The following is a 10,928-nucleotide window of genomic DNA, read 5'->3' as shown; positions in this document are numbered from 1 at the left end:
CCCGAGGCATGCCTCGGGCGGGTTGGGCAGGACGCCCAACCCCGGTCTTGCCGTGCGCGCAGGATTGCGCGCTCGAGCAAGCGGCGACCAAGGCTACATGGACGTACTTGCGCCGTCCCCGCAAACCCACAGTACCGCGCCATCCCACAGGAAGCCTGCCATTGCCTTTGCTTTGGCTTGCAAGCTTCGGCGGGTGCCGGGCGCCGCCCGGCTGGCCCCCTCAGCCGGTGGCCATCCATTTCAGGATCAGGCCGGTGACATACGCCAGGCCTGTACCGCTGGCATAGCCCACCGTGCCCAGCAGCACGCCCACCGGCGCCAACGTCGGATGGAATGCCGCCGCCACCACCGGTGCCGAAGCCGCAGCGCCGATGTTGCCCTGGGAACCAATCGCGAAGAAGAACAACGGCGCGCGCAGCAGCTTGGCGACGATCCACAGCACCAGCACATGGACCGACATCCAGATTGCACCCAGCAGGAACAGCCACGGGCGGTCCAGAAGCGACAGCAGGTTCATCTGCATGCCGATGCAGGCAATAAGGAAGTACAGGAACACCGTGCCCAGGCGCGAGGCACCGGCCGCTTCCAGCCGGCGCGCGCGGGTGAAACTCAGGCCCAGGCCCATCGCAGTGGACAGCAGGATCACCCAGACGAACTGGCTGTCCAGGCTGAACTGGCTGGCCCAGCTGACATTGGCCTTGAACCAGCCGGCCAGTGGCGCGGCGATGGCATGCGCCAGGCCGACGCCACCCAGTGCCACGCCGACGATGACCATCAGGTCGGTCATGCTGGGAATGCGCGCGTTCTGTGCGTCGTAGGCACTGATGCGCGCCTTCATCTCGTCGATGGCGCGGGTGTCGGCACCGTTGCGGGTGTCGATCTGCTGCGCGCGGTTGGCCAGGAACAGCAGGATGGCCATCCACAGGCTGGCACAGGCCACGTCCACCACCGCGAACTGGCCGAACGTGGTGGCATCGACGCCGAATACTTCACGCATGGCCACCATGTTGGCACCGCCACCAATCCAGCTGCCCGCCAGCGCGGCCATGCCCGCCCAGGTGTCACCGGCCACCGTTTCCGGGTGGATCAGCTTCATGACCTGGAAGGAGACGATGGCGCCGAGCATGATGCCGGCGGTACCGGCACAGAACACGATGAGCAGCTTGGGGCCCAGCTTGGCGATGCCCTTGAGATCGATCGACAGGGTGAGCAGGACCAGCGCGGCTGGCAGCAGCACGTCGCGCGCCACCGGGTTGTACAGCGCGGTGTTGTGGCCGTCGATGATGCCGGCGGTATTGTAGATGGCGGGGATGAAGTAGCACAGCAGCAGGGCCGGCACCCAGGCGAAGACTTTCTTCAGCAGTGGGGTCGGGCCGCTGGCAGCCCAGAAGATCAGGGCCAGCGTGGCAGCAATCAGGCCCAGGCCAACGATGTCGTTGCTGATCAGGGCGGTAGCGGGTTCGGTCGGCATGGGATCCTCTGTCGATCGAAAGGGCGGAAAAAACGCCGCAGGATGCGGCGCTTCCCGAGATTAACATCGCCTTCACGCGGGGTCATCCCGTCTGCTTCGCGCGCGTTCCACAAGGCACGGAGCTTCGGGGCCACCGTCGGTGAAGCCGTCCGCCACTGGCGGGTGATGCGCAACGATCGCATCGTGATCCTCATCGACCCGCATGTGGAGCGGCCAAAAGGGCGGTGAATCCGCTCCGGCAGCCGTCGACCTTGGTCGACGTAACGCATGCCAGCCAAGGTTGGCATCCACCAGGGTAGAAGCATGCCAACCAGGGTTGCCAGCTACGCGGTCGGACGCGAGGCGCCGAAGTCCAGGGTGGCCCGGGTGCCACGCGGTTCACAGGGCTGCAGCTGCAGGGTCCAGCCCAGGTGCTCGCACAGGCGGGCAATCAGGTCCAGGCCGATACCGCTGCGGTCGGCCCGCTCCCCACGCGCCATCCGCGCATGGATGGCGGCAATCTCTTCCGGCGACATGCCATGGCCCGGATCCTGCAGGGTCAGCACCGCCTGCGCGCTCAGCTGCAGCTGGATGTGACCACGCCCACTGTTCTCGATGGCATTGCGCAGCAGATTGCCGATCGCCGCCTGCACCACGGCCAACGGCGCGACGATGTCCACCGGCGCCGCCTGGATGCCGATGCTCAGATCCTTGTCCCCCAGCAGATGGCGGTGGTCATCCACGATCTCCGGCAGCAGCTGGTCCAGCGCGATACGCTCGGCACGCGCGGCCAGCCGGGCCGGATCGCGGGCCAGCACCAGCAGCAGTTCGATCAGCTGCTCCACGCCCTGCGCCGTGCGCAGCACGCGCTGCATCTGCTGGCGCGCGCGTTCGGGCAGGCCCGGCTGCTCCAGCGCCAGTTCGGCCGCGCCGGTAATCACCGCGATCGGCGTGCGCAGCTCATGGCTGGCGGTACTGATGAACACCCGCTCACGCTCGACGAACTGCTCGTTGCGGTCCAGGTAGTCGTTGAGCGCATCGGCAATCGTGTGCAGTTCCGAACTGCCGCGCGGGTCGACGTCGATGCGCTTGCCCTGCTCGCCGGGCCGCAAAGCGCCGATATGCTGGGCGAGCAGGCTCAGCGGCCGTACCACGCGTTCCATGCCGAAGGAGGCCATCAGCACGGTGACGAACACCATGATGATGCCGGCGAGCATCACCCAGCGCGTCGCAAACTGTTCCAGATCGTGGAAATCGGTGATGTCCAGGGCCAGCGCCACCCGGCCCATGCTGGCAGTGTCACGCACCATCACGGCGGTCTCGCGCTCGCCCACCGTAACCCCGTCATGCAGCCCCGGGCGCAGCTCTCGCAGGGTTTCAGGCAGGTCCGCTTCATCGAAGCGGTACAGGCTGAGCGTGTCCGAGTCCTGCCAGTGGTAAAGCGGCTCGTGTTCGGCGTGCTCGACGATGCTGTCCAGTTCGGAATTTAGCAGCGCGCGCCACGCGGCGTGCTCGGCGTGTTCGTGCACGTAGTTGCCTACGCTGAACACCGCCAGCGAGATCAACGCCAGGTAGCCCAGCAGCCACCCCAGCACGCGCCTGTACAGCGGGCCGGGCTTACGCGGTTTCTTCATCGTTTTCAATGCATGCACTGCCGCTGGCCGCCAACCGGTAGCCCACGCGCGGCAGGGTATGGATCAGCTTGTCGTTGAAGGGGCCATCCACGCTGCGGCGCAGTTCGTACACATGGGAACGCAGCAGGTCGCCATCGGGCGGCTCGTCGCCCCACAGGGCGAACTCCAGCTGCTGGCGGGTCACTGCGCCGGGGCTGGCCCGCATCAGCACCTCCAGCAGCTTGCGGCAGGCCGGATACAGGTGCAGCGTCTGGCCAGCGCGCTGGGCTTCCAGGGTGGCCAGATCCAGAACCAGGTCGGCCACCTGCAGGCGCTTGCGCGGGTTGCGCCCCTGCGCACGCAGCAGCAGGGCTTCCAGCCGCACCTCCAGTTCGGGCAGGGCGAAGGGCTTGGTCAGGTAGTCATCGGCGCCGGCGCGGAACCCGGCAATCTTGTCCGGCAGCTCATCTCGCGCGGTCAGCATGATCACCGGCACTTCCGAGCCCTGGTCCGCGCGCAGGCGGCGCAGCACCTCCGGCCCTTCCATGCGCGGCAGCATCCAGTCCAGGATGACCGCGTCGTAGGGGTGGCTGCCGGCCAGGTGAAGGCCGGTAATGCCATCGGGGGCCACGTCAAGCACGTGCCCGCGCGACTCGAAATAGTCGAACAGGTTGGCCACCAACTGGCGGTTGTCCTCGATCACCAACAGGCGCATGCACGGAATATCCCCGGAAGTCCGTACCATGGTAGCGCTGCCCATGTCGGAATGCGGTCGCCCTGCGCGCCATCTCCGACGCCTTTCCCACGCTTTGAACTTCACAATGACCGTTTTGTCCCCGGAGCCCGCTGTGCCTGTAGCCCTGCCCCGCCGCTGGTTCCTGCCCCTGCTGTGGGTGCTGATGATCATCTCGTTGGGCGCAGGTATCGGCCTGCGCCAGCCGCAGCCGCCGGACGAGCCGCGCTTCGTGCTGGCTGCGCGGACCATGGTCGAAACCGGGCAATGGCTGCTGCCGCACCGTGGCAGCGAGCTTTACGCTGAAAAGCCGCCAGTGTTCATGTGGCTGCAGGCGGCGGCCCACCAGGTGGTCGGCAGCTGGCAGTGGTCGTTCCTGCTGCCCTCGCTGCTGGCAGCCCTGCTCAGCCTGTGGCTGGTTTCCGACCTGGCCCGCCGGCTGTGGTCGCCACGGCATTCGCTGTACGCGATGGCGGCACTGTTCTGCACGCTGCAGTTCGGGCTGATGGCCAAGCGCGCGCAGATCGACATGGTGCTGGTGGGGATGACCACTGTGGCCGTGTGGGGCCTGCTGCGCCATCTGGCCGAACGCCGCAACCTGCCAGCGCTGTGGCTGGCCGGCTTCGCCGCAGGCCTGGGCACGGTGACCAAGGGCGTGGGCTTCCTGCCGCTGCTGATGGTGCTGCCGTGGTTCGGCTGGTGGCTGTACCAGCGCCGCCGCGGATATGCCGCGCCCGGTCCGCACCCGGCAACCCTGCTGTGGCTGCTGCCGGCCTTCCTGCTGGGTGTGGCGGTATGGCTGGCACCGCTGGGCTGGGCCCTGCTGCATGAACCCAGTGCGTCGCTGCAGTCCTACGCGCACGAACTGCTGTTCAAGCAGACCGGAACCCGTTACGCCAACGCGTGGCACCACCGGCAGCCGGTCTGGTACTACCTGCAGGTGATCCTGACGCTGTGGCTGCCGGGCAGCCTGCTGCTGCCCCTGCTGGCCAGGCCCTGGTGGCGCCGCCTGCGCCGCGGCGACCGCCGCCAATGGCTGCTGCTGGGCTGGGCGCTGCTGGTGCTGGTGTTCTTCAGTGCCAGCCCGGGCAAGCGCGAGGTCTACGTGCTGCCGATGCTGCCTGCGATGGCGCTGGCCGTGGCCGCACTGCTGCCGGGCCTGCTGCGCCGCCTGTGCGTGCGCCGTTACCTGTTCGGCTACAGCCTGGTGCTGATGGTCGCCACCGGCACGCTGGGCGTGATGATGATGACCGACAGCCATTGGGCACAGGCACAGCTGGCACGCCGGGCGATGCCCGATTCGCTGCTGCCGACGCTGGGCAATGGCCTGCTGGTCTTCGCCATTGCCGTGGCCACGCTGGCGGTCTGGCTGCGCGTGCGCCGTGCGGCCCTGCTGGTGCTGCTCACCCACGGCATGCTGTGGATGCTGTACGGGCTGGTACTGATGCCGGCGCTGGACCCTTACGCATCGGCGTCGGCGCTGATGCAGCGGGTAGGCAAGCGGATCGGTCCGGATGCCGAGCTGGCGCTGGTGGCCTGGCGCGAACAGAACCTGCTGCAGGCCGACCGCCCCGTGCGTGAGTTCGGCTTCAAGCGTGACTGGGCCGAGCAGTGGCACGATGCCGGCCCGTGGCTGGCGCAGGCGCCGGGCAAGCGCTGGGTGCTGGTGCTGGACAAGGCGATGAGCCCCTGCGTGGATCCGGCACAGGTGATCGACATCGGCATTGCCAACAGGAACCGTTGGCAACTGCTTCCCGGCACCGCGTGGGATGCCAGCTGCCATGCCGAACGTGCAGGCGCATCGGAGGAAGAAGACTGAACCCTGGCTCGCGCCGAAACCGCATTAACCCGGTACGAACAGGTGTACGACCCTTCTCCGACATGGAGGTGACGAGCATGGCCGCGGATTCCTGCCATGGCCCCTTCCCGCATGTCCGCTCGTCCCCTTGTCCCGGCCTTTGCCTCCACGCCTTCCTGGCTCGCGTCGCGGTTTGCGCTGACCCATTTCTGGGTGCCGCTGGCCATCGGCATTCCACTGTTCGCGCTGCTGATGGGCTTCGGGGGTGACCAGTGGCTGGCCGACCATCTGTTCCGGTGGGAAGGTGGCCACTGGGCGCTGCAGGATGCGTGGCTGACCCGCGCGCTCGTACACAAGGGCGGCAAGTGGCTGAGCACGGCCGCAGCGCTGGTGGTGGCGCTGTTGTGCTTCCACCACTGGCGCCGCGGCCACGACCGCACCCTGCGCTGGGCGCTGCTGTACGTGGTGGCTGCGATGGCGCTGGGGACCGGGCTGATCTCCCTGCTCAAAGCCCTGGTACCGATGGATTGTCCCTGGGACCTGCTGCGCTACGGCGGCCACCAGCCCTTCATCGGCCTGTTCAACAGCCGCACGCACGGCATGGGTACGCCAGCCTGCTTCCCGGCCGGCCATGCCAGCGCCGGCTATGCCTGGGTGTGCCTGTACTTCTTCGCCCTGCTCTGGCGCCCGGCGTGGCGCTGGGCCGGGCTGTGGATCGGCCTCGGCACCGGGCTGGCATTCGGCATCAGCCAGCAGCTGCGCGGTGCCCATTTTCTTTCGCATGACGTTGCCACGGCCTTGCTGTGCTGGCTGCTGTCGCTGGGTCTGTTCCTGCTGACCACGCGCCTGCTGTCGCGCGACACGCTGGAACGTGAGCCCCGCCAGGAGGCATGCGCATGAGCACATCGGTCCAGGGTACGTTGCGCCTGCCGGCGCTGGCCAGCCTTCGCCGCTGGCGCCCGCAGCTGTCCACCGAAGCGCTCATCGCGCTGACCAGCCTGTTCTTCGCCGTCGCCGGCAATGCGCTGTTCTGGCACAGCGCCATGGCCAGCCACCCTGGCAGCCTGCGCTATGCGCTGTCGCTGCTGCTGCTGCTGCTGGGCGCACACGGCGTACTGCTGGGCCTGCTGGTGTGGCGCTGGAATGCCAAGGTAGTCATCAGCGTGCTGCTGCTGGTGACCGCCTTCGCGGCGCACTACATGAGCCAGTTCCACATCTATCTGGATGCGGACATGCTGCGCAACGTGCTGGCCACCGACCCGAAGGAAAGCCGCGAACTGATGACGGCGTCGCTGATCTGGCCGGTGCTGCTGCTGGCAGTGCTGCCGATGGTGCTGCTGTGGCGGGTGGAACTGCGCCGCTCCAGCTGGGGCCGCACTCTGCTGTGGCGCGTTGCCTTCCTGCTGGTGGCGGCCGCCACCGCACTGGGCGGTGCGCTGGTCTCGTTCCAGGACGTGTCGGCGCTGATGCGCAACCAGCGCGAAGTGCGCTACCTCGCCACACCGGCCAATGTACTGCTGGGCCTGCCGCGTGCGCTGCGCAGCGACAATCCGGTGCAGCGCGCGCCGAAGCTGCCGATCGGCACCGATGCCAAGGCCACGCCGCGCGCAGCGGCCAGCAAGCCGCGACTGCTGGTGATCGTGATGGGCGAGACCGTACGTGCGCAGAATTGGGGCCTCAACGGAGGCCGCAACACCACCCCCGAACTGGCGCAGGCGCCGGTGATCAATTTCCCCGACATGCATTCGTGCGGCACCAGCACCGAGGTCTCGCTGCCCTGCATGTACTCCCCGTGGGGCCGTCACGACTACGACGAGAAGAAGATCCGCGCGCACCAGTCGCTGCTGCACGTACTGAACCGCGCCGGCATCACGCCGCTGTGGCGTGACAACCAGTCCGGCTGCAAGGGTGTGTGCGAGGGCCTGGACTTCCAGTCGCTGTCCGACGCGACCACCCCGGGCCTGTGCGCCAATGGCCGCTGCATGGACGAGATCCTGCTGCAGGACCTGGCCGCGCAGGTGCGTGCCAGGCCGGGCGACCGGGTGGTGGTGCTGCACCAGCTGGGCAACCATGGCCCGGCCTACTTCGAGCGCTACCCGGCTGCCTTCGCCCGCTTCAAGCCGACCTGCGACACGCGTGACATCGGTCGTTGCTCGCGCGAAGAGATCACCAACAGCTACGACAATGCGGTGCTCTACACCGACCACTTCCTGAGCAGGACGATCGGCGAGCTGCAGGGCCTGCAGGACTACGATACCGCGATGATCTACCTGTCCGACCATGGTGAGTCGCTGGGTGAGAAGGGTCTGTACCTGCACGGCGTACCGTATGCGATCGCGCCGGCCGAGCAGACCCGCGTGCCGATGACGATGTGGTTCTCGCCGGGCTTCGTGCAGAACCGTGGGCTGGATCTGCAGTGCCTGCGCAAGCGTTCGGCGGCGTACACCGACCACGACAATCTGTTCCCGTCGGTGCTGGGGCTGATGCAGGTGAAGACCGCGCTGTACGAGCGTGGCCGGGACCTGTTCGCCGGCTGCGAGAGCTGAGGGGTTGTGTGCTGGCAGGGCTTGCAGCCCTGCACCTGCTGCCCCGCCCCCCCCCGGTAGTGCCGGCCGCTGGCCGGCAACATCAAAGTCAGAAGCAGGATATCCGTGGGTTGGCGGGGCGGGTCCGGTTGAGGGGGACGCTGCAAGTACGTCCCTGTAAGCTCGGTCGCGCCATCCATGGCGCTCACGCCCCCTCAACCGGACCCACCCCGCCTTCGACAGTTTCCTGCGATCTGTTGGAACGTTTTGATGTTGGTGGGTGCCGACCGTTGGTCGGCACGAGGTCGGATCCCGATGTCTGACAGATGTGTCGACCAAGGTCGACACCTACCAACAGCCTGTCGGACTCGACACAGTAGATCCACGCCATGTGTGGATGATTTCATTCGATATCCGACAGACGTGCCGACCAACGGTCGGCACCCACCAGCCGCCGCGTGAACCCGCCAACCCACGGATAGCCCGCTTTTGACGTTGAAGTTGACGTGAGCGGGTGCAGGGCTGCAAGCCCTGCCGGACCTTTGCCACTTGCGGTGGCAACGACTGCCCACTAGCCTTCGGCCGTCGTTCACCACCCAAGGACCGCCCGTGACTTACCGCCATCTCCTGCTGGCCTCGGCTGTCGCCGCCGCCACGCTGGCCCTGGTCGCCTGCAAGAAGGAACCTTCGCCAGGCACCGAGGCCGCCACCGCCAGCGCCCCCACCGGCGAGACCGCCGACCAGTTCGTCGCCCGCATCAACGCCGAATTCAAGGCCGCCTACCCGGAAATGACCTCGGCGCAGTGGCTGTCCTCCACCTACATCAACAGCGATTCTGAACGCATCGCCGCCAAGGCCAACGAGCGCTCACTGACCCAGCTCAACAGCTGGATCGAGCAGGCAGCGAAGTTCGAAGGCCAGCCGATGAGCGAGGACAGCAAGCGCGCCATCCACCTGCTGAAGCTGATGTCCTCGATGCCCGCCCCGCGCGATGCGGCCAAGCTGGCCCAGCTGACCCAGATCGCCACCCGCATGGAAGGCAGCTACGGCGCAGGCAAGTACTGCACCGATGCCAACGATCCCAACTCCTGCCGCCAGCTGGGCGAGCTGGAACAGGTGCTGGCGCGCAGCCGCGACTACGACAAGCAGCTCGATGCCTGGCAGGGCTGGCACAGCACCACCAAGAGCATGCGCGGCGATTACCAGCAGTTTGTCAGCCTGGTCAACGAAGGCGCCAAGGGCATGGGCTTCACCGATGCCGGGCAGATGTGGCGCAGCGGCTATGACATGCCGCCGGAGCAGATCGGGCCGGAAACCGACCGCCTGTGGGAGCAGGTCAAGCCGATGTACGAGCAGCTGCACTGCTATGCGCGCGGCAAGCTGGACACGACCTACGGCAAGGACAAGGCCGAAGTGGGCAACGGCCTGATCGCCGCGCACCTGCTGGGCAACATGTGGCAGCAGGACTGGTCCAACCTGTGGGACCAGCTGGAACCGTACCCGGGTGCGGGCAGCCTGGACATCACTGCGGCACTGGAAAAGCAGTACCAGGCCAACCTCAGCGCGGCGCTGGGCAAGGCCGGCAAGGATGCCAGCGTGACGGCGCAGTACAAGGCGCAGCGCGAGGCCGAACTGCGTACCGCCAAGCAGATGACCGAGCGCGCGCAGGATTTCTACGTGTCGCTGGGCATGCCCTCGCTGCCCCAGTCGTATTGGGAACGCACCCAGTTCATCAAGCCCGATGACCGCGACGTGGTCTGCCACGCCAGCGCCTGGGACATGAACATGGAAGGCGATGTGCGCACCAAGATGTGCATCAAGCCCAACGAAGAGAACTTCACCACCATCTACCACGAACTGGGCCACCTCTATTACGACCTGGCCTACAACCCGCTGCCGCCGCTGTTCCAGGGCGGTGCCAACGATGGCTTCCACGAAGCGATCGGCGACACCATCGTGCTGGCAATGACGCCCAAGTACCTCAGCTCGATCGGCCTGGTGGACGCGCCGACCGAGAGCCGCGAGGCGGTCATCAACAACCAGATGCGCATGGCCCTGTCCGGCGTGTCGTTCCTGCCGTTCGGCCTGATGATCGACCGCTGGCGCTGGGGCGTGTTCGATGGTTCGATCACTCCGGACAACTACAACAAGGCGTGGTGGGACCTGAAGGCCAAGTACCAGGGCGTGGCCCCGGCCAGCACCCGCGGCGAGGAATTCTTCGATCCGGGCGCGAAGTACCACGTGCCGGGCAACACCCCCTATACCCGCTACTTCCTGGCGCGCATCCTGCAGTTCCAGTTCTACAAGGGCCTGTGCGATGCGGCCGGCTACAAGGGGCCACTGCACGAGTGCACCTTCTACGGCAACAAGGAAGCTGGCCAGAAGTACTGGGCGATGCTGAGCAAGGGTGCCAGCCAGCCTTGGCAGACGACGCTGAAGGAACTGACCGGCAGCGACAAGCTCGATGCGGGCCCGATGATCGAATACTTCAGCCCGGTCAACGAGTGGCTGAAGCAGCAGAACCAGGGCCAGATGTGCGGCTGGCAGGCCAGCGCGGCACCGGCGGCGAAATGAGCAGAGGGGCGGATCCGCAAGGATCCGCCCTTTCCCCATGTTGTAGAGCCGAGCCATGCTCGGCTGCTTTTCCACCGTGCTACGCACGGCAAGCCGAGCATGGCTCGGCTCTACAGATTCGGCGCGATCAGCTGTTCTTCTTCGCCGCCATCGCCGCGGCCAGTTCGGCCTTGTATTCCTCGAAGGTCTGGCCCTTCTCCCTGGCCTCAGCCTGCGCGGCATCGCGCAGCGCGTC

Annotated in this window: 7 protein-coding genes; 4 read left to right on the top strand and 3 right to left on the bottom strand. The window is 66.8% G+C overall.

Going from position 1 to position 10,928, the window contains the following annotated elements; translation table 11 throughout:
- Positions 1 to 220 precede the first annotated feature (220 nt).
- The 3 genes from ACQKDV_RS15490 to ACQKDV_RS15480 all read right to left on the bottom strand — a co-directional run bounded on the left by ACQKDV_RS15490 (position 221) and on the right by ACQKDV_RS15480 (position 3,778).
- Positions 221 to 1,471 carry a DUF819 domain-containing protein gene (locus ACQKDV_RS15490; protein ID WP_427784885.1) on the bottom strand — a complete coding sequence of 417 codons (1,251 nt, stop codon included), beginning with the start codon at positions 1,469 to 1,471 and terminating at the stop codon, positions 221 to 223.
- Between the two features lie 323 nt (positions 1,472 to 1,794).
- A complete protein-coding gene (locus ACQKDV_RS15485) occupies positions 1,795 to 3,084 on the bottom strand; it encodes a sensor histidine kinase (protein ID WP_427784884.1) in 1,290 nt (429 codons plus the stop codon).
- Positions 3,068 to 3,778 carry a response regulator transcription factor gene (locus ACQKDV_RS15480; RefSeq protein WP_427784883.1) on the bottom strand — a complete coding sequence of 237 codons (711 nt, stop codon included), beginning with the start codon at positions 3,776 to 3,778 and terminating at the stop codon, positions 3,068 to 3,070. Before ACQKDV_RS15480 ends, ACQKDV_RS15485 begins: the two co-directional genes overlap by 17 nt.
- 115 nt (positions 3,779 to 3,893) lie before the next feature.
- Between ACQKDV_RS15480 and ACQKDV_RS15475 the strand changes: the two genes are divergently transcribed.
- The 4 genes from ACQKDV_RS15475 to ACQKDV_RS15460 all read left to right on the top strand — a co-directional run bounded on the left by ACQKDV_RS15475 (position 3,894) and on the right by ACQKDV_RS15460 (position 10,693).
- Entirely contained in the window at positions 3,894 to 5,615 is a 1,722-nt protein-coding gene (locus ACQKDV_RS15475; RefSeq protein WP_427784886.1) for an ArnT family glycosyltransferase, read from the top strand.
- A 111-nt stretch (positions 5,616 to 5,726) separates the two neighbouring features.
- The gene (locus tag ACQKDV_RS15470; protein ID WP_427784881.1) at positions 5,727 to 6,494 is read left to right on the top strand and encodes a phosphatase PAP2 family protein; all 768 of its coding nucleotides are present in this window, start codon (positions 5,727 to 5,729) and stop codon (positions 6,492 to 6,494) included.
- The gene (locus ACQKDV_RS15465; protein WP_427784879.1) at positions 6,491 to 8,140 is read left to right on the top strand and encodes a phosphoethanolamine transferase; all 1,650 of its coding nucleotides are present in this window, start codon (positions 6,491 to 6,493) and stop codon (positions 8,138 to 8,140) included. The genes ACQKDV_RS15470 and ACQKDV_RS15465 overlap by 4 nt, the downstream gene beginning before the upstream one ends.
- Before the next feature lie 588 nt (positions 8,141 to 8,728).
- Complete coding sequence (locus ACQKDV_RS15460) at positions 8,729 to 10,693, top strand: M2 family metallopeptidase (RefSeq protein WP_427784877.1); 1,965 nt, start codon at positions 8,729 to 8,731, stop codon at positions 10,691 to 10,693.
- Positions 10,694 to 10,928 lie beyond the last annotated feature (235 nt).

It is taken from the genome of Stenotrophomonas sp. NPDC077659 (assembly GCF_050268705.1).
Classification (GTDB): Bacteria; Pseudomonadota; Gammaproteobacteria; order Xanthomonadales; family Xanthomonadaceae; genus Stenotrophomonas.
The sequence above is the reverse complement of the archived record's forward strand: the minus strand, read 5'-3'. Positions and strand labels throughout refer to the sequence as shown.